General features: G+C 36.6%; 20 protein-coding genes. 3 read left to right on the forward strand and 17 right to left on the reverse strand.

Features of this window, described 5'->3' with window-relative positions; genetic code table 11:
• Nucleotides 1-4 precede the first annotated feature (4 nt).
• From E2R51_RS15470 to E2R51_RS15520, 11 genes are all read right to left on the reverse strand, one after another.
• Nucleotides 5-1,921: a BglG family transcription antiterminator gene (locus tag E2R51_RS15470; RefSeq protein ID WP_165967244.1), complete on the reverse strand. Its 1,917-nt coding sequence runs from the start codon at nucleotides 1,919-1,921 to the stop codon at nucleotides 5-7.
• A gap of 217 nt (nucleotides 1,922-2,138) precedes the next feature.
• Entirely contained in the window at nucleotides 2,139-3,038 is a 900-nt protein-coding gene (locus E2R51_RS15475) for an AEC family transporter (protein WP_133377986.1), read from the reverse strand.
• Between the two features lie 60 nt (nucleotides 3,039-3,098).
• A complete protein-coding gene (locus E2R51_RS15480) occupies nucleotides 3,099-4,532 on the reverse strand; it encodes an aldehyde dehydrogenase family protein (RefSeq protein WP_133377987.1) in 1,434 nt (477 codons plus the stop codon).
• 20 nt (nucleotides 4,533-4,552) lie between these two features.
• Complete coding sequence (locus E2R51_RS15485; RefSeq protein WP_133377988.1) at nucleotides 4,553-5,443, reverse strand: class II fructose-bisphosphate aldolase; 891 nt, start codon at nucleotides 5,441-5,443, stop codon at nucleotides 4,553-4,555.
• 14 nt (nucleotides 5,444-5,457) lie between these two features.
• On the reverse strand, nucleotides 5,458-6,189 hold the full coding sequence (locus E2R51_RS15490; protein ID WP_133377989.1) for a GntR family transcriptional regulator: 732 nt from the start codon (nucleotides 6,187-6,189) through the stop codon (nucleotides 5,458-5,460).
• Complete coding sequence (locus E2R51_RS15495) at nucleotides 6,182-7,345, reverse strand: diphosphate--fructose-6-phosphate 1-phosphotransferase (RefSeq protein ID WP_133377990.1); 1,164 nt, start codon at nucleotides 7,343-7,345, stop codon at nucleotides 6,182-6,184. Before E2R51_RS15495 ends, E2R51_RS15490 begins: the two co-directional genes overlap by 8 nt.
• Nucleotides 7,346-7,360: 15 nt before the next feature.
• Nucleotides 7,361-8,704 (reverse strand): sulfoquinovose isomerase, encoded by a 1,344-nt coding sequence (sftI, locus tag E2R51_RS15500; RefSeq protein WP_133377991.1) that lies wholly within the window; start codon nucleotides 8,702-8,704, stop codon nucleotides 7,361-7,363.
• A gap of 87 nt (nucleotides 8,705-8,791) precedes the next feature.
• Nucleotides 8,792-10,840, reverse strand: a complete 2,049-nt coding sequence (locus E2R51_RS15505) for an alpha-glucosidase (protein ID WP_133377992.1) — start codon at nucleotides 10,838-10,840, stop codon at nucleotides 8,792-8,794.
• 31 nt (nucleotides 10,841-10,871) lie between these two features.
• Entirely contained in the window at nucleotides 10,872-12,632 is a 1,761-nt protein-coding gene (locus E2R51_RS15510) for a solute:sodium symporter family transporter (RefSeq protein WP_133377993.1), read from the reverse strand.
• Nucleotides 12,629-13,318: a DUF4867 family protein gene (locus E2R51_RS15515; RefSeq protein WP_133377994.1), complete on the reverse strand. Its 690-nt coding sequence runs from the start codon at nucleotides 13,316-13,318 to the stop codon at nucleotides 12,629-12,631. Before E2R51_RS15515 ends, E2R51_RS15510 begins: the two co-directional genes overlap by 4 nt.
• 373 nt (nucleotides 13,319-13,691) lie before the next feature.
• Entirely contained in the window at nucleotides 13,692-14,729 is a 1,038-nt protein-coding gene (locus tag E2R51_RS15520) for a linear amide C-N hydrolase (RefSeq protein WP_133377995.1), read from the reverse strand.
• A 360-nt stretch (nucleotides 14,730-15,089) separates the two neighbouring features.
• Between E2R51_RS15520 and E2R51_RS15525 the strand changes: the two genes are divergently transcribed.
• Nucleotides 15,090-16,316 carry a DUF819 family protein gene (locus E2R51_RS15525; RefSeq protein WP_133377996.1) on the forward strand — a complete coding sequence of 409 codons (1,227 nt, stop codon included), beginning with the start codon at nucleotides 15,090-15,092 and terminating at the stop codon, nucleotides 16,314-16,316.
• A gap of 279 nt (nucleotides 16,317-16,595) precedes the next feature.
• Here the strand turns inward: E2R51_RS15525 and E2R51_RS15530 are convergent, their stop codons facing one another.
• The 6 genes from E2R51_RS15530 to E2R51_RS15555 all read right to left on the reverse strand — a co-directional run bounded on the left by E2R51_RS15530 (nucleotide 16,596) and on the right by E2R51_RS15555 (nucleotide 23,012).
• Nucleotides 16,596-16,919, reverse strand: coding sequence for a hypothetical protein (locus E2R51_RS15530; protein ID WP_133377997.1), 324 nt, complete (start codon nucleotides 16,917-16,919; stop codon nucleotides 16,596-16,598).
• 543 nt (nucleotides 16,920-17,462) lie between these two features.
• Nucleotides 17,463-18,551 carry a DUF262 domain-containing protein gene (locus E2R51_RS15535; RefSeq protein WP_133377998.1) on the reverse strand — a complete coding sequence of 363 codons (1,089 nt, stop codon included), beginning with the start codon at nucleotides 18,549-18,551 and terminating at the stop codon, nucleotides 17,463-17,465.
• Between the two features lie 12 nt (nucleotides 18,552-18,563).
• Nucleotides 18,564-19,322 carry an FRG domain-containing protein gene (locus tag E2R51_RS15540; RefSeq protein ID WP_165967245.1) on the reverse strand — a complete coding sequence of 253 codons (759 nt, stop codon included), beginning with the start codon at nucleotides 19,320-19,322 and terminating at the stop codon, nucleotides 18,564-18,566.
• Between the two features lie 215 nt (nucleotides 19,323-19,537).
• A complete protein-coding gene (locus E2R51_RS15545) occupies nucleotides 19,538-20,266 on the reverse strand; it encodes a peptide arginase family protein (RefSeq protein ID WP_133378000.1) in 729 nt (242 codons plus the stop codon).
• A gap of 251 nt (nucleotides 20,267-20,517) precedes the next feature.
• On the reverse strand, nucleotides 20,518-22,017 hold the full coding sequence (locus tag E2R51_RS15550; RefSeq protein WP_133378001.1) for an ApeA N-terminal domain 1-containing protein: 1,500 nt from the start codon (nucleotides 22,015-22,017) through the stop codon (nucleotides 20,518-20,520).
• 647 nt (nucleotides 22,018-22,664) lie between these two features.
• On the reverse strand, nucleotides 22,665-23,012 hold the full coding sequence (locus E2R51_RS15555) for a hypothetical protein (protein ID WP_133378002.1): 348 nt from the start codon (nucleotides 23,010-23,012) through the stop codon (nucleotides 22,665-22,667).
• 1,210 nt (nucleotides 23,013-24,222) lie between these two features.
• On the opposite strand from E2R51_RS15555, the gene E2R51_RS15560 reads away from it, so the two are divergent.
• Both E2R51_RS15560 and E2R51_RS15565 read left to right on the forward strand, forming a co-directional pair.
• Complete coding sequence (locus tag E2R51_RS15560; protein WP_133378003.1) at nucleotides 24,223-24,555, forward strand: hypothetical protein; 333 nt, start codon at nucleotides 24,223-24,225, stop codon at nucleotides 24,553-24,555.
• A 401-nt stretch (nucleotides 24,556-24,956) separates the two neighbouring features.
• Nucleotides 24,957-25,250, forward strand: a complete 294-nt coding sequence (locus tag E2R51_RS15565; RefSeq protein ID WP_133378004.1) for a hypothetical protein — start codon at nucleotides 24,957-24,959, stop codon at nucleotides 25,248-25,250.
• Nucleotides 25,251-26,019 lie beyond the last annotated feature (769 nt).

Below are 26,019 nucleotides of genomic sequence, written 5' to 3' on the forward strand. Positions count from 1 at the left end.
CCGGTCAATCCGGAAAAACAGCATTTAATTGTAAACGCTTTATTAAATCAGCACCGTTATTTATCTCTTTATCAGTCAAAAGCTGCACCAGAGCCGGTTTTTCACTAATGTCAGATAGCTCCTTAAATAGCTGTTTCATTAGTCCTTCATTTTCACCTGCTGCGGCAAGCAAAAACACGATTGATACCCATTCGCCGTCCCAATTAAGCGGATGTTTTAATATGGCAACTGCTATGCCCGATTTCAAAATTCCCGTGGGATTTCCGTGAGGAATGGCAACCCCTGAACCAATCGCTGTGCTTGATATACGCTCACGCAATAAAGCAGTGTGAGCATATTGCTTTTCTACAAATCCTTGGTCATGTAATTGATTAGCAAGCATTTCAATCACTTCATACCGATGATCAAGTTCGACTTTTGTAAAAACAGAAGCCTCATCAACAAAATGTTGCAATGCAGATTTTCCTGGCGCCAAGGTCCCATCTGATTTCACAATTTTCACCAGATTCCTCACTCTATCTTTATCTTTTTCATCCAGCAAAGGCGAAACAACCACAGAAGGAATATGTTTAATTTCAATATCTACTGTGGAAATAATCAGATCGACCTTTTCAGTTTCTAAATATGATGCAAGATTTGAATATGAAATACAACCCACAAGTTCTAAACCGGATTCAAGCTGCTCCAGACGTGCCTGAAGGAGTCTCGACATTCCAATTCCCATATGGCAGACAACAATCGCTTTCTTCTTTTCATAACTAACACGCTGCCTTCTTTCCAGCGCTGCCTGAAAATGCAATACGATATAAGCTGCTTCCTCTTCCGGCACAACGACGCCATACTCCTCCCGAAAATCTTCCAGCGCCAATATCACCATTCCCACTAAATAGGGATACATTTTTTTTATTTCTTTTAATAAAGGATTCATCACTGTTAACCCATAGGCTATTCGATGAATGACAGATTGTAGATGTGTTGACAGACCTTGATGCAGCATGTCATCGTCCCGGAAATTCACACTTGTTAATTCAGTCATCTTTACTGTCAGCATATTGACAATCTGAGCAGTATTATATTGATCTTCTTTATGAGGCATTCTGCGTTTGCTGCTCAATAAATGCCATGCAAAATAGCGTTTTTCGTCATCAGGATAACGTAGATTGAACACCGGCTCAAGTTCATGGAGCACCTCTTTTGCATGCTGATACTCCTGTCTTTTTATAACCGCTTCCTTTTCTACCTCTGTCACTTGTATGGAGTTTCCAAGTTTCGTTCTTTTAGTCATAATTAACACATGCACTAATAACCGCTCCAGTGCGTTGTCTGCGTATATTCCGGGCAATTTGGCAAGTGCGTTTTTCACAGCCTGTACTTCAAACGAAGGAAACAATCGAGTAATGGAAGGATCCTTTTCTGCATGCAGGGAATAAAGCTGAGGCAAGTGGGCAAGGGCATTTCTTTTTGTAAGTTCAGATCCTTGTAGCACAAATCCTATCTTTTGCTTCGATTTAATTGAAAGATCAAAGTAACTCAACCATTCATTGATTCTATCAATCTCATTTTTAACCTCTTGACGGCTGATAAAATAATGTTCGGTCAGTTTTTTTAATGTGATAGGCTTTTTAGACATAAGCATGTCATAGGCTATATTCATTGTTAATTCTTCTTCCCCATTGGTTTCCACTTGAAATAAACCCTCTATGAGCCGCAGTCTCTCTACCTCAGTTACTTCAATACGTATCCCCGCACCGGGTTTTCGAATGATATCAGCAGTCTCGACAAGTTCTGAAGCGATCAGGGTTAAATCATTTCGAATCGTTCTCTCAGAACAACCTAGCAGCTCAGCAAGCTCCTGAGAATAAAACACTTTATGACTCTCTGTCAACAACAGCCTCAACAGTTCATTCTGCCTTCTATTCATGCCTTCCATCTCCTTATATTTAGCAAAAACTATATAGATCGTTTCATTTTACAGGGAAACATCTACTTTTAATTAAGTCATAGCTTACCTCCACCATAGAAATCCATCAACACAAAAAGCCTCAAGTCCTGTTTTGGGACTTGAGGCTTTTTGTGTTGAAATATAAAACGCTTCTTCAGAGAAATTTTGTAAACTAATAGTCTAATAGAATATTTAACTAGACTACTAAGTAAATAACACATGGAATTGTAAGTATACTTAGCACAGTTGTTGCAAGAGTGGCACTCGTCACCATCTGTGGATCTGTTTGAAATTGAATAGCGTACATGGTTGTGTTTGCAGCAGTTGGGGTCGCTGCCATAATAATCATAATTTGCTTCATTAATGAATCTACAGGCAATCCCCATACAATTAAAGCAGCTATAATGGGTGCAGCAACCAATTTCAATAATACCGCTGTAGATATTTTTCTGAAATCTACGACCAAAGGCTTGATTTTCGCTAGCTGCATTCCTAAAGTAATCATAATTATAGGGATGGCGGCATCTGCAATCAGGTTAACCCCATCTAGCAGGGGACCTATATTCACATTTAAATTATTGCAAATAAAGCCGAGTATGGCTCCATAAACCATTGGCATCCTACGTATCGATTGAAGCGCCGCTCTTACTCCATCTGCATCATCGCTCCCTTTGGCAGCATAATAGACTCCAAGAGTGCTCATTAACAATTGTTGTAAAACCATAAGTACAATTGCTGTTTCCAATCCGGCTGTACCGAACAAAAACAATACAAGAGGTGTACCATAATTTCCATTATTATTAAAAGCGCAAGAAAGGACTAATGCGCACTTTTCCTTTTCTGTGTAATGATGATACTTAGATAACAGCGTTACTGTAAATATTATTAAAAGACTAAGTCCAAGCATGTATATGGTCATATAAACATAAGAGAAACTAATTGTTTCTTCATAAAAAGTTCGAAATACTAGAAAAGGAACCAAAATGTAAAGGGCTAACTTTGAAAAATTTGTTATATCAAAATCAAATATTTTTTGTACGATATAGCCAGTACCAAATACAAAAAAGATAGGTAATAAGATTGTGAAAAACTCCATATCTCTCTCCTGGTAGATATTTAATAAAAAAAGGGAGACAGCATCTGACTCCCTTCACTTTCAATTATTTAATACAATTATTTTTTCTTCAGTCATTTCCTCAATAGCATAACGAGGCCCTTCTTTACCAGTTCCACTTTTCTTCACGCCTCCATATGGCATATGATCGACTCGATATCCCGAAGTGTCATTGACCATTAACCCACCAACGTGAATCTCATCCATTGCTTTCATTACGAATGACAAATTATTGGTGAATAGTCCTGCCTGTAGACCATAGTCAGAATCGTTGACTCGGGAGATAACTTCATCTTCTTTGCTATAAGTGTCAATTGCTACCACAGGACCAAAAACCTCTTGACGACAAACTTTCATATCATCATTAACATTCGTTAAGATTGTTGGCTGATAAAAGACACCTTCTCTTGCACCACCCGCCACTACTTTAGCTCCTGCATCGACAGCTTCATTCACCCACTGTTCTACGCGCACCGCTTCTTCTTCTGAGATCATTGGTCCCATTTGTGTATCTTCATTCAATGGATCACCGAGCTTTATTTGCTCAGTAGCCTCACATACTTTAGATAGGAAGTCCTCATATACTTCTTCATGAACATAAACGCGTTGAACAGAAATACAAACTTGACCTGCGTTATTAAAACTTTTTTGGGCAACAAGCTTAGCAGATTGGGCAATATCAGCATCGTTATGAACAATTGTTGCTGAATTGTTCCCCAGCTCAAGAGATACATTTCTTAGTCCTGCTTGTTCTCGGATTAATAACCCAACTCTGGGACTCCCTGTGAAGGTAAACATGTTGATTTCCTGGTTTGAAGTCAACAACGGGCCAACGTCTTCTCCTTTTCCTGTCAACACGTTCAAACGTCCTTTAGGTAAACCAGCTTCTTCGAATAGCCGTGTCAGTAGTAAGGATGACACTGGAGTTTGTTCTGCAGGCTTTAAAATGACACTATTTCCAGCTGCAAGAGCAGGGCCAACCTTGTGACAAACAAGATTAAGAGGGACATTGAATGGTGTTATTGCTGCTACAATTCCAACAGGATAACGCCTTGTGAATGCTCTGCGGTTTTCTGAACCAGGAGCTGCTTGTACAGGAATTTCCTCACCGTGAATACGCTTGGCTTCCTCAGCAGAATTCTCTAGCGTCAAAGCAGAACGTTCCACTTCGCCGCGAGCTTCTGTGATTGGTTTTCCGACTTCTTTAGCAATCGCTTTTGCAAATTCTTCTTGGTTGTCTCTAAGTAATTGAGCAACTTTAAATAACACCTCATAACGCTCATATAAAGAAAAAGAGTGGGAATATGCTTCTTTGGCACTTTTCACAGCACGTTGGACATCTTGTTCATCTGTTGTAGCTGTTTCAGCAAACGCATCTTGAGTGTACTTATTTATAACGAGATCCTTTTTATCTTTCTCTAACCATTCACCAGCTATAAATAACCCAAATGAATAATTTATTTCGGTTTTATACATAATAACGACCTCCTGAATTGTTATAACGTTACGACCTTTTCTTTTATAATATAATCACTGGCACGTCCTGCACTTCCAAAGACATCAATTTTTTCTTTGACTTTCTCTTTCATTTGCTCACGGCCTGCCCCTAAAGAATTAGCAAGCACAAAATCTTCTGGTTGATTTTGCATATACGTTTGTAATCCTTGAGTAAAAGCCTGACGTAATTCAGTATCAACATTAATTTTTGAAATCCCTAAGGAAATTGCTCGTCTTACTTGCTCATCAGGAACATCAGAACCTCCATGAAGGACAATTGGACGTTGGATCGCGTTTGCAATCTCTTCTAAACGATCAAATCGAAGGTTTGGTGTTTGTTGATATATACCGTGGGCAGTGCCAATGGAGACTGCTAAGTAATCTACATCAGTAGCAGTTACAAAGTCCACCGCTTCTTGAGTTGGTGTAATTGAAGCATCTTTCTCCTCAACAGTAATATCGTCTTCTGTACCACCGATCTTTCCAATTTCTCCTTCTGAACCAATCCCTAAAGCACGAGCAGCCTCGACGACTTGTTTAGTTATTGTAGTATTTTCCTCAAAAGATAAGGCTGAGCCATCAAACATAACAGATTGGAAACCTAATTGTATCGCTTCCATCGTTTGTTCGTACTTACGGCTATGATCTAAGTGAATACATATTGGCACACTAAAATTCCCAGCAAAGCTATCGATCATATCTTTCATAGGCTTTAACCCAAGTGTTTGAATAACCTTTTGGCCAATTTGAATCATAACAGGAGATTGTTTTTCCTCTGCAGCTTCCAAAATCGCCAAAATAGTTTCAGCATTATGTGCACTAAAAGCACCTACTCCATACCCATTTTTAAGTGCTTGATTTAACATCGTTTTTCCGTCAATAAATTGCATTGTCATTTCTCCTTTTATCGTTTTAATTCAAAACTATAATGATATTGATCATGACGATACTTGGTTTTTGTATATTCAATCGGACGATCATTAACACCAAAACTTAACCGGGTCATTTCTAACAACGCTTCTCCCGCACGAATGCCAAGTTCATCAGCCTCATTTATGGTCGCATTAATGGCAGAAATCTTTTCTTTTGCCCGATTCAAGTACACATTGTATTTTTCAAGGATTTCATAATACCTAGCTTCATCGAGGTCATATTTTATCAATATATCTCCAATATCTTTCGGCCAACATGTTCTTTCTAGTGCAACAGGCATTTCATCAGCAAAACGGATTCGTTCAATCAACAAAATTGGCTGATCATCTTTGACGTCCAGCATAGACATTTCATGGTAAAGGTTATACTTGAACTCTGCACGAATTAAACGACTACGTGGTGTTTGACCTCTTTCTAAAACTTCTTCTGCAAAACCTTTCAGCTGAGTAAGGTTTCCACTTAATTTTCTTGATTTTACAATAGTGCCACGTCCCTGTTTCTTTTCGACCATTCCTTCTTGCACTAAAATGGAAACTGCTTGACGAATTGTAGTTCTACTCACATTAAATTCTTTCATCAATTCTTGTTCAGTTGGAATCAATTTATCTGGTTTCCAATCCCCGTTTTGGATACGATCAATAAAAACTTCTTTTAATTGTAAATACAAAGAAAGGTCTTTATTTGGATTGATATTATTACTCACTAAATTCCACTCTCCTCTGGGTAACTGGAGGATATGAAGGAATGTCACCTCCTAACAATGGGGTAAGCCATTTATAATAAGCCTGTGGGCTATCAATGAAAGCAGGTGGCATTAGCCTTTCTTCCTCAGCAATTACATTTTCTAATTTAACGGGTTTTAACTCCATTGTATAATATATGGTAGGTTTACGCTCTATTGATACCATATAACCATCATAGTCTTGTTGCAACAATTGGCCTCCTTTAAAGCCAACCTGATATGCTTCGTAGGAATCCACCCGGGATTTACAAATAGAGGAGGACCTTTGATTCATCCCTAAGAGCTCTGCTCTTGTTGTTACATTGAGTTCCTTCTTAACAAATTCCGCAATTTCGTTAGAGATGCCTCCAAGGACAGAACGGCCCTTTACCTGTTTAAGTTCAACCTGTTCTCCTTTCTTCCATTGCACCCCTTCACTAACCACTATGAGTGCATAGCCATAAGAATTCAAAGCTTCTTTAACAGAGTTAATCAGAAGTTTTTCATCCATCGCCTTTTCCGGAATTGCTATAAAATGCGGTCCTTCTTCGTCATATTCTTTCAATGCCCCCGAAGCAGCAGCCAACCACCCAGCATTTCTCCCCATAGTTTCGAGTACACGTACTTGCTCAAAGTTTTTCATAGAGTATAAGTCACGACTCATATCTTTTGTCGTTTGGGCAATATATTTTGCTGCGCTCGCAAATCCAGGAGCATGATCAGTGGCACCCAAATCATTGTCTACCGTTTTTGGCAGCCCTAGAACCTGGAGGTCAACACCTTGCCGCTCTGCTTCCTGCTTTACTTTATATAATGCTTCCATCGTTCCATTTCCTCCGATGAATACTAATATATCAATCTTGTTTTTATAAAGGTTTTCAACAGATTTTTCAATAGCCTTCTTATCAAATGGATAACGGCCTGACCGTAAACAAGCACCTGGTAAATCTCGATTATCAAGTACCCAATTCAGCATGGAGAAATCACCTGAAAGAAATTTTTCTTTCACAAGACCTTCATAACCATCTTCCACAAAGGTAACTTCGTATTTTTCTTTGACGCTTTCTATAAAGCCAGCAAGTGTAGTGTTAATAACGGCGGTAGGTCCTCCCGCTTGCCCTATCGCAATTTTTTTCATCGGGTGTCCTCTCCTTTAATCATTAGTATAAACCACCGTTTCCAGACCGAGCTGGCGACCAAGTTCAATTAATTCATCAGCAACATCTTCATAAACAAGGGCATAATGCGGCTCGAACCCTTCTTCCATCAAGCTGTATAATGTATCATTGATTTCTGTTTCTAATTCAACTTCTACCGATGTTCCGTTAAACCGCTGAGGTGTATCCAATGCTTTGCCCCGCATCACTAATAAACGGAAACCATCAGGTGTATACCCTACACGAAACATAGTCACTTGCCCGGGCTTTAACCCAAATTCCATAGTAAAACCAAGCTTGCGATTTGGGTGTACCCCGGCACGCGCCCCCTGATCAGGATGGGCAAGTGAATAGGCTCCCGCCCCACAATGCCAAAATACGACAGAGTTGCTTGCTTCATTTACATGAACCATATCCCCAAGATAAGGGGCATTCCCTCCACTTAATTGTTGCAAAATGAACATAGATACGGATCCGTGAATATCTGATTCACATGCAGAGACAACTCCATCCTCTGTAAATTGAGACAGAGTAGAACAGGCAGCAGCTCCTAGTTCATTAAAGAAGTCGGGCCAACAACGGATTGCAAGACCAGAGAGTTTTTCTTTTTTAATAACCGATTCAACATGCGTAGTAAACTGAGCAAATCGCTGGACAGTCTCTTCATTACGATTCAGTCCAATCACTTGCTGTTCTGCACGATCTATCGCATGCTCCCACTCTTCTATTGGCAATTTTTTAGATTCTTCGAATGCCTTCATCAAATCTACCTTTTTGATCTCTACTCCGAACTGTTTATGTAACAGTTCTTCATCCGTTCCCGAAAAAAAGAAGCCCGGTGGATGTTCTCCAATTAAGCCTATTTTAAATTGTTTAAGTTCATGAATTACATGTTGAACTTTCAAAAACGTAAGCAGTCGACTGCGGATTTGTGCTTCTTCAGGGTTTCCAAATAAAAAGGAGTACGGATGGCTTGCACATTTCAATATATGACTGGTGCTATTTCCACCAGTAAGAGAATTTAATCTTAGTCTGCCGTTAATGCTTGGTTCCCTGATTGACCAAACCATCACGGGAGCATCCACTTGTTTAATTAATTCTTGAACAAACTCTCCATCTGCAAAGGTGACGCTTTGATAGATTGATGTAACAATATTTTCCTTGTCAATTCCCTTTAGAAAATCACTTAATTCATCAGGAGATGTTAAGATTTCTTCTGGTTCTATTACTTCAACCCCAAGACTATTCAACATCATTGAACTTTTTACCCTTTGAGCTTCTCCTGCCTCTAAATCAAATGTCTTTCTACCTATTGGGACGTATAAAACAGTCATACTCATTTTCATGGACCCACCTTTGTTTAATTTTTATTAAGTGTAACATACATACCTTCCTTTTATAAAAGGTTATTACCTTTTATCTTGTATTTATAACGCGTAATTATCTTGAATGTGTTTAAATAGGTCTTTAAATGAGGAATCTTTCCTGTAAAATACAGGCGGTTCTCCGAGACTAGCTTTGACCTCATATGTTCCCCCACGATATTGTTCTCCACTCCATAAATGAACCCATTCATCATCTGGCAGGTATACAGACCAGGATGTTCTGGATTGTTCATAAACAGGAGCTACTAAAACATCCTCACCAAGCATGTACTGATACTGAATGTCATATGTCTTTTCATCATCTTCATATTCCATAAAGAGAGGACGTTGTACTGGTATTCCTTTTTCTGTATTGGTTTTAACAAGTTTTTTCAAATAAGGAGCCAGCTCTACATGGATTTTTGTCATCCTTGCAAAACAATTCATTGTTTCTTCATCTTGGTCATATTGAAAATTATCATCTGGCCGGTTTCCTTCATGACTTCTCATAACTGGTGTGAACGCAGCAAGTTCCAGCCACCGAAGCAGTAATTCCTTTGTCCTTTTGTTTCCATGCAGAGATGTATATCCTCCAATATCACTATGGTGGAGACCATTCCCACAAAGTCCTGCAGACAAGGCTGCTGGTATGACAGATGCTATGCCGTCATCCAAATCCCAGTTTACACTTTGATCACCAGCCCATAATAAACGGCAATACTGCTGACTTCCGGTGTAACCTGCACGCATGAAATAAATGATATTGTCTGAATCACCTGATTCTTCAACTGCTTCATAGTTGACCTTAGCCCACAGCATTGGCCAAGTATTATGCATCAGCTTTGCTGAAACCTGATTATATAATTTAGCATCTGTCGGTAAATATTCTCCGAAATCAGCCATCCAACCATCAAGACCAAAATTGATCATATTATCTTGAATAACTTTTTTGTACCAATCAAAAGCATCCGGATTGGTCAAATCGACGATCCCACAATCGAACTCACCAAAATCAACTAGATAAACCTCATTTTCCTGACTTAGAACAAGGTACCCCTGTTGATTTGCTTCTTTAAACAAATCACCATCAATAACGACATATGGATTGATATATCCCAATAATCGAATACCTTCCGCTTTCCATTCTTTCATTTTCACGTCTAAATTCGGATACTCATGTTGGTCCCACTTCCAATTCCAATTCAATCTTTGTCCAAAAGAAGTGACTCGTTTGCCTTGCCAGTCCTGAGCCCAAACAGCTCCAATTTTAATTCCACTTTGCCGTGCCTGATTGATTTTCTCCTGTACTTTCTCCGTTCCTCCTTGCATACCAAGCCATATGCCGTCATAAGCCCACTGAGGCAGTTCAGGCTGGCGTCCCAAATAAGCTGTCAGACTTGTTACTAGATCCTTATAAGTTTCTCCACTCTTAAATAAAATGGTTTTAGGTACTTCCCATACTTGGAGTTCATGAAATTCTTTATTTCGAAAATCAAATTCAGCATAAGCCGTCGTTTCCATATGACAGAAATATTTACTCGTAGAAATATAAGTAGGCTGGGGATAATTAGTGTGGTAATAATCGCCTCCCGCTTTGTCATGAACATCTGCTTGCCATGTAGTATAAGTAGATTTTTTCCGGCCTACCCCAGGCTCTGATGTCCAAAGAGGAAAGTGTTTTCCTTTTAGATTTAGATGGGACATTTGCTCCCCACAGCCATAAACTTTTTCATTATCGTCCGCCTTAACCCGAATCCAAAAACGGTTAAACATTTCCCGTTCTCCATTAAACTCTAAACGAAGTTCATTATTTTCATACACTAAGTTCATTACCAGCATTACCTTGTCATGTTGTGACCGTTTTAATTGAATTTGGTATCCTGATTCTATTTCTTCGACTAATGCGAATCCAAGCCCAATGCGTTCTATTATGTAGTCCTCAATATCAAAGTTACCTCTATACATTTCCATTTTCTCGCTTCCTTGCCCTACAAATACACATGGTGATTGTGATGTATGACGTAACAGTAGACGACCATCCAATTCTACTTCAAACTGATCTCCTCGATGGTGCACACTTAATCCTTGCTTTTGTATTGTGACTGCTTGCATAAATAAGTCCTCCATTTCAATTTTAAAAATTTTATAAATTGCTAACTTTGTCTAATTTAGATTCTTCTAAACTGTCATATTTCTTCTCCCATTTCTTTTTCGCAATGATAAGAATTACACCTGTTAACGCTGCTAATCCCGCGGAAGCAACCCAGAACCAATCAGAAACAATTGCGTTTGGATAGGCCAATCCAATCGGGGAAAAGACGATATAAGTGAACACCATTAAGCTCAATAGAACGATTGCTGTCGGAAGTGCATATTTCCAAGGGACCATATCAACTTTAGGGCTATATTTGACTGAATAAGGAGTTGCAAGTGGTCTAATGTAACCGACAACAAGCATAATTACGATCTCAATTACAAACAGAATCGCTGAAATATGAATGAAATTCATTGTAATTTCAATATTGAATAATTGGTCCAATCCCCACACCAGCATATAATAAGTAACGACATGGAAGATAACCGCGATCTTTGCAGCCAATGGTGGCACGAATTTAGATGCTATTCCTACCAGTACGATAGCTATAATAGGTATATTGAAAAAGCCTGTGAATTGGCGAATAATATTCCAAAGCCCTTCCGGTGCATTCATTAATAATGGTGCAATGAAGAAAGAAACCAGGGCTAAGATCGTACCAAAAAACTTACTAACCCGGACCAATTGCTGATCAGAAGCATTCGGTTTGAACCCAGGCTTATAGATATCTAAAGCAAACATAGTGGCGGCACTATTTAATAATGAGTTGAAACTTGAAAATACTGCTCCTAAAAGAACTGCCAAGAATAGCCCGGAAAAAAGAGCAGGCATTAGGTTCGTAACCATTGTTGGATAAGCTAAATCCATTGTACTCATTCCACTGCCATACAAATGAAAAGCAAGCACACCTGGAATCATCATAAGAACAGGGACAAACAGCTTATAGAATCCAGAAAACAGGACACCTTTTTGGCCCTCTGCCAGGTTTTTGGCACCCAGGGCTCTTTGAATGACGTACTGATTCGTACCCCAATAAAACATGTTCATAAAAATCATACCTGTAAAAATCGTAGAAAATGGAACAGAGTCTTCACTGGATCCGATTGCATTCAACTTGTCCGCATGATCCGTTGTCATTGTCTTAAATCCTTGAAAAAAATTCCCATCACCTAAAGCAAACAATCCTATTATAGGGATCATAAGACCAATGACCAATAAACCTATTCCATTCAAGGTATCTGAGACAGCAACCGCTTTCAAACCACCGAAAATAGCGTAAATGGCTCCAATGATTCCTATTATCCATATGACTAACCAAACGGAAGATTCGAACGAAATCCCCAGTAGACCAGGAACATCAAATAACTTTAAAACAGCCAGCGCCCCAGAATACAATACAGATGGGATTGTAACAAATACATATCCAAGCATAAATAATAGGACAATATATCTTCTTACACCATCATCAAACCGGGTACTGAGGAACTGGGGCAAAGTGGAGAACGCCCCACCAAGATATCTTGGCAGCAGCACCAAAGCCATAATGATGACGGCAATTGGGGCCGTCACTTCCCAGGCCATATTCGACAAATTCGCGCTATACGCTTGTCCGTTTAACCCAATAAGTTGTTCTGCAGACAAATTCGTCAATAATAAACTACCAGCAATGAATCCTCCTGTGAGACCACGACCAGCTAAAAAGTATCCATCAGAGTCACTTACTTGGCCTTTTGATTTTTGATAAGATATCCAACCGACGATCCCCATAAAGAATACACATGTAATCAAAGTAAAAGCGATACTATTCATGACCTTCCTCCTTGATTCAATTCATTTTCTAAAAACTGTACAAATACGTTCGGACCTTTTATCCCAACATGTGCTCCATTAGAGACAAAACGTAAATGTTCTTCATGGGCTAGAAGCCATTTATTTTTCATATATAATAGAGAGTCTTCTCTCTTCTCCTCTTCATTAAGAGGGGTGTTTGTACCTTCTGGTAAGATAACTACACATTTAAAACCCTCAGAAGTAACTTTACATGGTGCAAGATGCAAAGTAGTTTGATAAATTTCTATCGCCGTGCCTTTTGGTATGTAGAATGCTTTCAAAAACGTAGTATCAAATGATTCTTGCTCGACCTCATTTAAATGTCCTAATAACAAGACCATATCAGTAACAGCCACATTAATTTCACTGCCCTTATGGTATTCTAATCCACCTAAGTTTGAATTTCTTCCGTTACAATAACCAATTTGACAACTCATTGCGCCATAATACTTTCTCTCGATCAGTGACTTTAATTCTCGATTTTCCAGCTCGGCCAGACTAGGGATATATCGGTTTCCTTCCTCAGGTATAGCGATGGTCTCCAATGTTTCTACTAATTTTTCAGCTGGGAAACTTTCTAATACTCTTCCATAACGTAAAAAAGATTTGTCTCTGATATCATTAACATTTAATGACTCATTCAACTTTTGTAATTTTTCTATCATATTAATCCTCCTCCACCCAAAGGTATCAACCTTTAATTAAACATCACTATCTATCAATGTCTTCTATTCTAATGGAAGCGCATTCAGGAAATCAAGTAGTTTTTTAAATTTTAAGAAATTTAAATTACGAATTCTCCTTATTGTGCTACTTATACCATTTCAAAGAAAGGGAAAGAACAGTGTTTTAAGTCACCGAAATATTCAAGTATTTTGATGGATTTTTTCTTACATGTACACCTATGTTTCACATGATTTTCTATTTTTCTATTAATTTACTGACATGATAGACAAGCTAATATTCTCCTTCGTTCTTTCAGATTGACTGCTAAAAAAAAACAGCCAGTTTCATAGTTTTGAACTGGCTAATCCGGAATTAACTTCTATCAATTGGTTTAAGTTTTTTCGTAACATCTTCATACCAGTCCGGCTGATAGATTGGTATTTGTTTTTGCTTTGATGAATTTAAGTCGAGATCTTTAAAATGGATTCCGTATAATGTGCTATTAAAATCTGAATAAAAATAGTAGCTCAAATTGGTATGATCGCGGATTACACTCCATTGGGTCCAGTCAAAGGTAATCTCAGGGAAGGGCGGATCAGCAAAAATAACGGTGCCAATCGGAACAGAAATATTTTGTAGAATTTGCCGTGCCAGCCCAATGCTTTCCTGAATCGTTTGGGGCTTAAACGCAGTCTCACGGAGAAATGCTGCTCGAATAAAACGGGACTGAGGGGACGGATCACCGGGAATCCCCAGCTGGCCGCTTCCTGTCACTTCTTCTCCACAAACAAGATCAGGATTATCTACTAAACTCAAGTTCCCGTACATATTAAGGTTTGTGAGATGCCAATCGTAGGTGGGCTGGTTTGTTAACACACCAAGATCGTTGATATAAGTGCGCATCACTCCATTAATAAATTCTACAATTAAATGATTACCGGAGATATCGCTAAAAATATAATGCAGAAGGACAGGGTAATGATCCGGAAAGACATCGTTAATGCTTAGAATTCTTAATTTAGATAGCGCCGACTCTACTTCCTGAATGGTTTTAAAATTTCCTAATACATAGCTAACTACACTTACATTATAGAGATTACATTTTCCCTTCTTGGGCTTTTGATATTCAGAACAAGATAACCACAGACTTGCAGCAGATAATCCCGCCTCGTTTAATCCATCAGAGTAAGCGATCGGGTACTCCTCACTCTCTTCTCCAGCTCCAATAAAACCATATTTGTTTTTCCACTGTATTTGTCCCGGCAGATCAATTTCTGGAAATGACTGGCCTCGAGGGACGAAGTTAACAACCGGAGGATTTTGAGGAAGTTTTATGCACCAGTCCATCGTCCGTGCGGAAACCAGCGCACCATCCTTTGATTTACGTGGAATAGAAAGATTTGTACACATATTTTCACTCCTTAGTTTTCAAGAGTATAAACTCTTGTTCTAATAGAGTATGAATTTAGTTTGATGACAACTTGTATATTTGTCTTTAGTGAAGTGAAAAAAAACAATTTAAAGATTATTTGTCATTGGAGAAAAGATGCTCATGGTAGAAACATTCAAAACGACTGGAGCCTCTTGTTTTAATTTAATCATCTGATTTCAGATATGCCTGTTTTGTTTTGCTTAAGGCATGAGTACGTCCAGTTCTGACGAGGCTGGGGCAGATTTTTTTGATGCGAAAAAGGAAGGTACTGAGTGGAGATGAGGAACTTCATTTTTTTAGAATAATTGATATAATCTAACAATGAAGGAGGAATACATATGGAGAATACATTGATTCAAGCGGACGATCTGCTCACGTTGTGGGGAATCATCGTTATCGTCGCGGCAATGAGCATCGTGCTCGAGCAGAAATACAGCTGGGCTGGGAAACTTTCCGGTGCCATCATTGCGCTCGTGTCCGCCATCATATTATCGAATACCGGCGTTATCCCCACCGCGTCACCAGCATATGACGCAGTGTGGGCTTTCATCGTGCCACTTGCGATACCGCTGTTGTTGTTCCATGTGAACTTCAAGAAAATCTGGAAAGAAAGCGGGCGCATGCTGCTGATTTTCTTAATCAGTTCGATCGGGACGGTCGCCGGAACGATTCTCAGCTTCTTGTTGTTAAAAGATACTATTCCGTTCCTTGACCGCATCGGTGGCATGATGAGTGCTTCGTACGTCGGGGGCGGTGTCAATTTTGCCGCAATGACGGCGAAGTTTGATGCCCCGGAAGATTTGGTGTCTGCAACCGTGGTTGCGGATAACTTGATGATGGCGCTCGTCTTCATTACCTTGATGGCGATTCCGACATTCGGTTTCTTCCGGAAAACCTACCCGCATCCGCATGTGCTGCAAGTAGAGCGGGAAGCCGCCTCGAATGGCGGAAAGACCAACGCCGAAAGCTACTGGAAGCGCCAGGACATTTCTTTAAAAGACATTGCGATGTCACTTGGGACGGCATTTTTACTCGTCGTTGTTGCGACTAAGATTGCTGATTTTTTTGCAGGGATCATCCCATCCGGGGAAGAGGTAGGATTCGGCTGGAATTTACTCAGCGGCTTGATTGGCGACCAGTACCTGGTGCTGACGACGCTGACCTTCTTCGCGCTCGCCTTGTTCCCACGCTATTTTGACGCCATCAACGGCAGCCAGGAAATCGGGACCTTCTTGATCTATCTGTTCTTCGTCGTCATCGGCATTCCGGCTTCGATTCCGTTGATCGTCCAAAATGCGCCGTTATTGCTCATCTTTGTTGCGATCATCGTCATCGTCAACTTGACCGTGTCGCTGACGGCAGGCAAGTTGTTGAAATACAACATTGAAGAGATTTTGCTCGTCGTCAACGCCAACGTCGGCGGCCCGACGACCGCTGCCGCGATGGCGATCGCGAAAGGCTGGAGGGAGCTGATCGGCCCGATTTTGGTGGTCGGGACGATCGGTTATGTCATCGGCAACTATATCGGGACAACACTCGGGCTTTGGTTTGCGACGATGATGTAGGGTGGCGAACTCCCTGTAGAAGGCAACAATCCGACTATTCGCGGTAATTTATATTCTCTACCATGACATACTCGCTGTAGCATAATGGCGAGTATGTGTTTTATTTTACGGCTTCTACGTTGTGTACTTATATCCTCCTATTAGTTTATATTTTTTTATTATCTCTTTTACACAAATGAAAAAGCCAATTATCTCTTTATAGAGTTAACTGGCTTTTTGAAAATCTAAAATGATAGTTAGGAGTGTTTAAAAAATTGACTACCCTATGACGTATTTCCATTAAAACTTATCGATCCTATAAATTTTTTTTATTTGCTTAACTTCAATCTCATCTTCTTCTACTATTTTCTCATAGTAGTATTTATCCGTTCGTTCAAATCCATTTTGCTTTGCAAGTTCCGCATCAATAGTCCCAATTCTAAATTGTGATCCGGTTTTATTAGTACTTAAGTTAAATAAATTTTTTATATACTTTGCTTTGTAATCAACTTCAAAAATTTCATCAATTTCTTCTCTCTTAATTTCCTTGATATAAAGCCTAGGTAAGTTTGAACGATCTTTATAATTGCTCGGATAAATTTTTTCTTCAAACCCATTATTCAAATCTGCTTGATCCTAACTAACCTTATTTTTTCGCCGTCAATATTACTCACTCTAAAGGTTTTATTTATATATTTTGCAAAAATTCCTTTTTCCATGATACTCACTCCATTATTTAACGGGGATAAACCAATTATATTATTTATACCTTAGAATAATCGAACTAACACAACCTTTTTTGTCAAAGACAGATTCCACATGCCGCCAAGAATAATCATAAGGTTTTTTCCTAAAACCTTTAATAACCGCTGGTCATGACTTTTTTCTTTGCAATCTCTTTCCAATTATCCAAAGATAGTCCATTAATTACTTCTTATAGATGTACTTCTTTTAGTTTTCCATTGTAACTAAAAATTTCTTCTCATTTATTTCTTGCGTGTCATTGCATCAATAAGGGGGTTGGATTTTCTTAAGCATTTTTATGTATGGGAATAGCGTTAATCTATAAATCAACGCTTTTTTAGAGTGAAGTATGATGGGTTCATTTTACTACTTAAATTCTACACTTTCTATCACACAGTTCTCCTATAATATAAACTTTTAGATTTAGTCATCTAAATCATTTTCATTTAGCTCAGTTATAGTATTAATCTTAATTGTTCCAGCAAGAAATGCATTATAAAAATGCTCAAAAATTAAGTAGCGTTTCTTTATAGAATTTTTTGAATTTGCTCCCTGTTGATTTAGCCGATCGAACTCTATAAGAATGGGATTTGATTGTAATATATCTAATTTCCTATTCTCGTATCTCATTACATCAAAGACTGAAAGAAATTCACCAATTTGTTCACTATTCGCATGAGATTTTTCCTTCACAAATAAATAATAAATAGGAATAATCGACTTTTGAGATAGAAGAAATTCTTTCCCTTCGAAAATTCTAATCATATTCTCTATAATTAAGTTTACCGAATCTAGAATATGCTCGATTTTAATATTAAAATATTTATATTCATCAATCAAAAGATCTAAATTTTTTTTACTTAAAGAAACAGGTCCTTCTTCTTGTTCAATCAAGATTATCTTAGTAAGTAATTCTTCGTATTCATACCTACGATTTTTAAATTGTATCATTTCAAATAACTTATTTGTATTCACAATTTCTTTAATTTTATTATTCAAAAAACTATTTTTTGATAATCTTTTTTCAGAATTGTTTAGGTTAACCCCTTCGTTAAGCCTTAAGAACATTTCTCGTATTAATTCTTCATCATCGGTAACTACTTGAACTACATCAAGAATATATTGGTCAAATTGATTTATTATTTTTGGATATTGAGAAGAGATTTCCTCGTAATATTTACCTGCAAGTTTATCCGATCCATCCTCATATAGCACGAAATCCTTTGATAAAGGAAATTTATTCTCAATAAAATCAAAGATACTTTGAATTCTTTGTTTTCCATCTACAATAGAGAAAAAATAACCTTCTTCAGAAGAAAGTAACCTATGAACATAGAATTTGGGTATATCAAAACTGTTAATTAATGAATCAATGAATAATTGTCTTCCACTTATATCCCATAAACCACTAACTCTTTGATATGGTGGATTAAAATTTATTTTTTTTCTTCTTTTGTACCAGTCGAAAATTGTCTGATTAGGTTCTGTTCGTGTGGGTATAATTTCAAACATAGTAATCCCTCCCTACAGCTTAAATTCTTTATTTATTTCATTTGATAAATTTTCTAGAGAAGGGTATAGACTATTTTCCCTAATACCTAACATTGCCAATTCAGTTATAATTTCGTCAATAAAATCTTTATGAACTTCAATACTAGTTAAAAATCCAGATGAATGATCCAATCCTTTTAATGAATAATTCTTTGTTCTAACTGGTGATAAAGTAAAAACACCTTTTTGTGCCACTATCCTACTATTGTTTAGTGGTCCTATACAAGCAATTGGCCACCTGTAATGATTCTGTGAATCGAAACTAAAGTTTTTATGTATTTCGTTCATGATAATGTTAGGAATTAATTTGGAAGGCTTATCGTACATTTCATTAAACTCATTATTTAATTTATATGGTTCTAGGCAATATATAACTGCATGATCGTCTCTATGACTTTCATCCCTACTAGTAACAGCAAAAGCTAGAGCAGTTAAAGCATCAGTTGTCCAATCTAACAATCTTGTAGGAACTCCATAATGTTGCATAACAAATAGCCATTCAAAATATGTGTTTGGCACTTTGTCAAGCATCGGTATAGCTTTTGCTTGAAATCGGTAATATAAACTCTCCTCTAACTCAAGACCATGATCTGATCTTAATAACTTCGGCATCAATTTTTCATAGTCTTTGGCTTGCCCTCTAAACCAAAGTAATTCTTTATCAGTATAGACCTCTTTAATACGATTTAAAAAATCAACAATAGATTCAATCGGGTCTCCAGACATTTGCATTTGCTTTCTCCTCTTTAAAAGTTTCTTTTTCCTTATTATAGAAAATGGTCTATTTAAATACAACATAAATTAACATATGAGGAGGAATTATTTTTGCTACGTGAGCGGGTTATGGAGGGGAAAATCAGTTAGGTAGTGTAAGAAATATTCTTCCCCCGCTGCCTTTACAGAGTTAAATAAATGGCTTAGGTGATATGCCAACTGCTATTCTTTTTTTACCAACCCAATCCATCTTCATAATTAATATCAAAAACATTATAAAACAAGTTCAATAAATATCCCGCATTTTCTTCCCCGCCACAATAAAAAGGTGACAAAGAAACTGTGATTAAACGCCATGGGAATAAGTCTCTTAAAGCTTCTAAATTGTCAATTATTTGTTGTTCATCCATTAACTTAACCGCAACTGGTTCAATATTTTCTTCTGCAAAATAGTCCAAGTCTAAATCAAGTATAAGGTCAGATTCTTCTATTACATCTTTTACTTCTGATGAATTCTTTTTTTCAAGAAATTCTTCAATACTCCAATACCTTAAACCGGTATACTTACCCTTATTTAGTATTTCTTTTACTGGCTTCATTTCAGGGTGAGATAAATTCCAGTCTTCAAAATTAAATGGATCTTCGATGTTAGAGAATTGTGATACATAAATAACTCTATCAATGGTGCCAGTTCCAACTGCCGGCCAAATAAAGTTTTCAATTTTCAATTTTTTTGTTACTTCAAACACATCTTCTGAATTTTTCATTTCATGTAAACCTTCGACTTCTAAACCATCCCAAATATCATCTAAATGAGCATCAACATGTACTAAAATTGCATTAGGCTTCAACTTTCCAGCTCTTTTCTGTAATTCCCATACAGGAAATGCCCAATTGTGATCTCTTACTATGAAAATGTTTTTATCTGAAAAATAAACTCTGAAATCTTCAGGAATTATCATCTTTATTACCTCTCTTTTATGATTATTCAAATAATTTTATCACTCAGTAAATATTAATACTCAAACATTTCAAATTACTTGATTTTCATTCAGTTCTATAGGAACTGATATTAAATCCATCCATTTTATTATCTACCCGCTCTTTAGCTGGGGATTCTTATAACAATAGTACCATAATAAGTAAAATTACCCTTATTTTATTGAAAGCAACAATCTTTACGAAAAGAGCCTAATTAAAAGAAGCCCTTCTACTAAGTAGATGGGCTTTCAAAAACTGAACTTTGAGCCTTGCTCTTGTACCTGTAAATGGAACGTAATCTTTTAAAGGAGTCTTCTTCAGGAACACCTAATTCTTTTAGAATATAAATCAACATAATGCCTTTTAACTGATGAGTTTCAAATGGTAAATTTTCTAAATTTTTAACTACTTCGTCGTATCTTTCTTCATCTAAATGTGTAAGGTAATTTCTTCGTTTGACTATAATACTAATAAAATCATCTACTTCATTCTGATCACCTAAAATATATCTTGTTGTTGTAGGATTTAGGTTACTTATTAAAGATTCTATTCGCTCTTTAAGAGAAAAAGTATCAGGGTTCGACGTTCTGTTTTCAATTAATGTTGCAAATTTCTCATCAAAATCTTTTCTTAAAATTTTTAGTAATTTTCTTCTTTCCGAAACATATTTATCTCTTTCATCCTTAGTCAAAAGTTTCTCACCAGAAAATCGTCTATGAAAGATCTCAGCTGTTTGAACAACGTTTAAGAATTTATTTTCAGCATACATTGAAGTGTAGTGGTCACTATTAATAAAATCGACTAATACTTTAAGATCATCTTCTTTTTCATGCCATAATGTGATTAATTTTGAAAAATCTTCAATCTCAGGAAGTGGCAATAATATTTTGCTCCTGGTTAACTTTGTTCCTTTATAGTCCCCTTGCTGTCTATGAAACACTTTAAATTTCTTTCTATACTGCTCTCCATTAATTTTCTTTTGATCATATTCTCCATAAATATTTAAACTTTCAAAATAAAGAGGCGCTCCGATGAGAAGAGTAAGTAAGCTTTTAAGAGAATTTATTTTTTCAATAAACCACTCAAGAGAATTCATATCTTGGTCTTTGGTAATTTCATATTGGAACAAAAATTTATGATTGTACACTTGGTTTCGCTCTTCTGTACCAGTTATATTTATGAAATAATTTTCTTTTAACGTTGTACCAAATTTGTCGAGTGGCCACTCCAATAAATTTTGTTTTATTGTTTTGAAATCTATAGTTTGGGAAAAAATCTGTTCATTATCTTCTGTAAAAACAATATCGGTATTTATTCTATTAATTTCAGACCAGAGGCCTAAATCATTTGTTGAAAAAGTAATAAATTTAAATTTATGGTCATGATTTATAAATTCAGTACCGGCTATTGCATTTTCTGCTTCGTACTTTTCAACACTGATACCATTGAATCTTGATTTGGTATTTATTTTGTAACAATTAAGTAATGTAATTCTTTCCCCAGATTCAGCAATGCCATAAATTGTTGGATAATTTGAAGAAGTGTTTGAAGTGAAAGCACTAATCAGAGACTGTTCCACATCCTCTAACGTGCCTACGAGATCAAGTTCAATTTTATTCTGTGAGAAATTCAGTGTACCTATTATATTTAGCTCATCTTCTTCTAAACCCCATCTACCCCTTAATTGAAAGTTTTCAAATAAAGATCTGTCTTTTAGTTTTTTCTCTGCCATCAGCTCAATCCCCTCGAATTCAAAATAAATCCCTATAAATTATATTATATTAATTTTATTTACAATAAAAATCTTTTTTTACAAAAAAGGTAAATTTTTTAATAATACAAGGGTTCTCACCAACACCAAGGATTTCACCCTTAGCGTGGGAAATGTGATGAAAAGTTGGAGCTACCCTTATTTTGCGTTTGGAATATAAAAAAGTCGGTCCTTTAAGAACCGACTTTTTTCATTTTGCTTATTGTGTGTTTAAGCTCACCTTTACTTTAAGTATACTTTTTTCGCAAATTTAGTATAAATAGATGTTGTTTTATTGCGCAGTATTCTTATACTGCGTAGCAAACGATCTTGATATTCATCACTCTTATTCAAAGGGGTGTTATTACAAATTAATGATTTCAGAAACCACCTGTTCAGTTGAATAACAGCAACTAGATTTGCACGAGCAAGAATTAACTCACCGATTGTGATCATCAATCCTTTATCAATCAATATTTTTAAGGTTTTAGATAGCTCGATTTGCCATTAAAGTATAGCAATATCTAGTTTATCTGGAACAGATTCTGGCACTATACCTAGCGCTTGTTTCCAAATGAGAGCCACATCGTTCGTGAGTTTGACCATTACATCATATCGCTCTATTCTTTCTATTTATTAGCCTTATAAATAGCGTCAAACAATTTAGCTGCCGATAATTTGCTTAATTCAACATTCCTTGCTAGTTTAGCCCTCGCGTGTTTACGAACAAACACATTCGCATTATAGGCGTCTAAGCCCTTTTCCAAAATTAAGTATTGATACAATTTTTCACAAGGAGAATAAATAAACTTCTCATTTTGGAAGGCAATCATTGCTCGCTCTCGGTCAATATCACATACCTTCATCAAAACGCGCAGAATTTCATCATCCTTGACCTTTGCTTCATATAACGCGGCAGTCATAAGTTTTATCTCAACATTGCCAATAAGAGGTTCTTCTAAAAATCTAGAATACATGTTCATTCCCTCCCTAAAAATAACTAATGATTTAATGATATTTTTGGTATGTGACTTCAGCATCTTAAATAATAGTACCGTATATCATTGCATCTTTTTAATATTAGACTTCTAGCTATTCAACAACACAATTCTGCAAAATTAGTTAAATTCCTTCTTTTCCCATAAATAAATAAATAATTAATAATAAAAATTTATCCATTAAAATATAAGAATATTTTTAATCAACGACCTAGCCTGATTGTCGAAAAACTACTAGCGATAAATAAAACTTCTTTACTTTAAAGTACATTTTTTCAAATACGATATTATTTACTGCACAGTAAGAGTCTACTACGCAGTAAAGAATGACCGAGGTTTTTTTAAATTCACATTACTGCTCCTTTAGTTTAACATTAATTTCCTTTTCGTTTACATAGAAAAAAGCATTCCTTTTGAAGGAATGCACTCTTGAAAAAATGCATAATTAAAAGAAAAGACCTTTTGTAAGTCCCCCTAAACTTACAAAAGGTCTTTTCTGGAGGAAAGTTGAAAAATTGATAAGAAAAAAAGGGAATAGAAAATTTTTGTAGAATAAGTTATTGTTTCAAAAATTGATTAAAGAAGGATATGTCTTGAAAAAAATTTTTTGTTGCTGCTGCCTGTCTTATTTATGTTTGCATTGCCTTATCTCGCAGGTGCCGAAGAATTGACGCAAGTACAATTAAAGGAATTGGAAGCCGGTATGGACATATGTAAAGTTAGTAACCGATGATGGATACTACCGCAATTGTTATCGTGGCTATTACAGTATGCTTCAAGGACATTTTCGTTTAGGTGCAAGAGAAATAAACGTACAACATCATTATCCGTGGATTTCATTTAATGTAGCGTACGGAGGTACTTATTCTTGTAACAGAGGGTGGTAATGTGAACGCTGTAACGCAATTTGACTCAAAAATGTTATTTTCTTTTATCTGTTTAGGGTTTGTTATTATTTCTTCGCTTTTGTTTTTTGTTTACCCACCATCGGGAATTGTTTTAGGAGTTGTAGGAGTGTTCTCTTCAATAGGGTCAATAGGTCAATAAAAACTTCTAAGGAGGTATTACAAAAAAGATTTCTATAACTTCTTTATATGTGCTAATTTTATTTAGTTCATCATTCCTTTTCTTTTTGACAAATATCAGAATTTTCTGAAGTAAAAGAATCAAATCAAAGGAGGAAAAGAAAATGAAAAAAAAAATACCTAGCTTTGATGATGTAGCTTCTGACGCTGGGAACAGGCCAAGTTTTGTAGACCGTGTGAAAGAACATACGGAACAACGAGAAGCTGAAAAAAAACTTTCTGAAGTAAAGGTAGACGGCCTTCAGAAGAATAAATTGGATCTTATAACCCTTAAAGATCAGCTATCCTCTACTCTTACAAACTCTTTTATCGATAAAGTCATTGTACATTCATCTGATGGGATACCTATAACTCCTGAATGGATCCAAAAACAACTTGAAAATCTTATAGACATTAAGGAAACCGTAAGGAAAAGATTAAATAAGGACCAGGATTAAATATAAAAGTAAATAAAAGTCACGTCAGGGATAGGTTATTTATTAACTTATCCCCTTTTTTATTTATTTTTACTTTCTTTTACCCTTTTAGACATGTTTTTTATAAAATCTTACTAATTCTATTAAAGCTACCCGTTAGTTTAAGTACAACACTTAACAAACTAACCTTCCGGGAGATGCATATACGCGTTAAGTACATCTTTTCACTATCTTTTAGGTATTTAAAAAGAAGAACCCAGGCAGTAGGGTTCTTTTAATACATCTCTAATTTTCATTAGCATACCCATACAGAGTAAAATGTTTGTCATCGCAATATTTGTTAGAAAGAAGGAGTTTCCAGGATTGGTGACAAATAATATAAACAATAACCTTTTGCTGTAAAAAAATTGGGAGTTTTCGTTATGAAAAAAGCCGTTAAGAAGGATAATGAAGGAAAGGAAATGAGTAAGTTATATAAACTTGCTTTCATGCTTGTGGCAGTCAGCATATTCATGCTCACATTCCGTTATATTGATAACCAGACAATGAGTGATTGGAAAAAACTCTCAGGAATTGTACTCATCATTGCTCTGGTTTGTATCATGGGAACATTTGCTGAAAAAATGGGGAAACGCTATCAACCAAGAAACGCACTTGTAATAGGGTTTATAGCGTGCTACTGCATATTTTATTTATATCTATTAAATAAAATATAATTTTAGCAACAGAAAGAAAAACAGCCCTCAACACAAGGCTTTTTTTTCAATTATCATATTTTTTTTTAGCCGGATGTAAGCCTCCTCTGCCAGTAGAATGCTGCCGATTAATGATAGATCTCCTTTAAGATAATCTTCATGATTTCATAGGCAGTTGAATCAAGATCTCCATTTCGATTTTCTACAGAATAGTCACATGATCCTTGGATCGCATAATCAAGATCCGCACGATCTTATCTGACCTTAATCTCTTCCCGATCCCGCCCTTGTGGAAGCATTCTTGCTTCCAGGTCACTTCTTGATGTATGAATATATATGCTCACCACTTGTCAATCGCATCATATGCTTGCAAATGTATACTGGAGAAAAGACACCCTCCCTAAATTCGGATCATATAAAAATCTTCACTAAAGACAAACTCCTGACAATCGTCAGGAGTTATTTTTATCCTTTGCGATTCTTTATTGAGGACAGTACAATTAAATAGCAAGGTAATTTTATGTTCTCAAGGAATAATGAGGAGGTTTAACAGAGCAAGTGGCAGTTCGTGGTAAAATAAAGATAAGAAAAAACAAAAGAGACAGACCAGATGGAACTGATCTATCCCTTCGTTTCAAGTCGTGGAGGACTTGAATAATATTGTGCTCCAAATGGAACTCTTCCTAATTTCTATTATGAACCATTTGACATGATATGTGAAGGATGGACAAGCAATTTGGGTAGCTTCTCTTTGCGTTTTAGAAAGGAGTAGAAGCTCATGCTAAACGTA

It is taken from the genome of Jeotgalibacillus sp. S-D1 (assembly GCF_004358665.1).
Taxonomy (GTDB): Bacteria; Bacillota; Bacilli; order Bacillales; family Jeotgalibacillaceae; genus Jeotgalibacillus.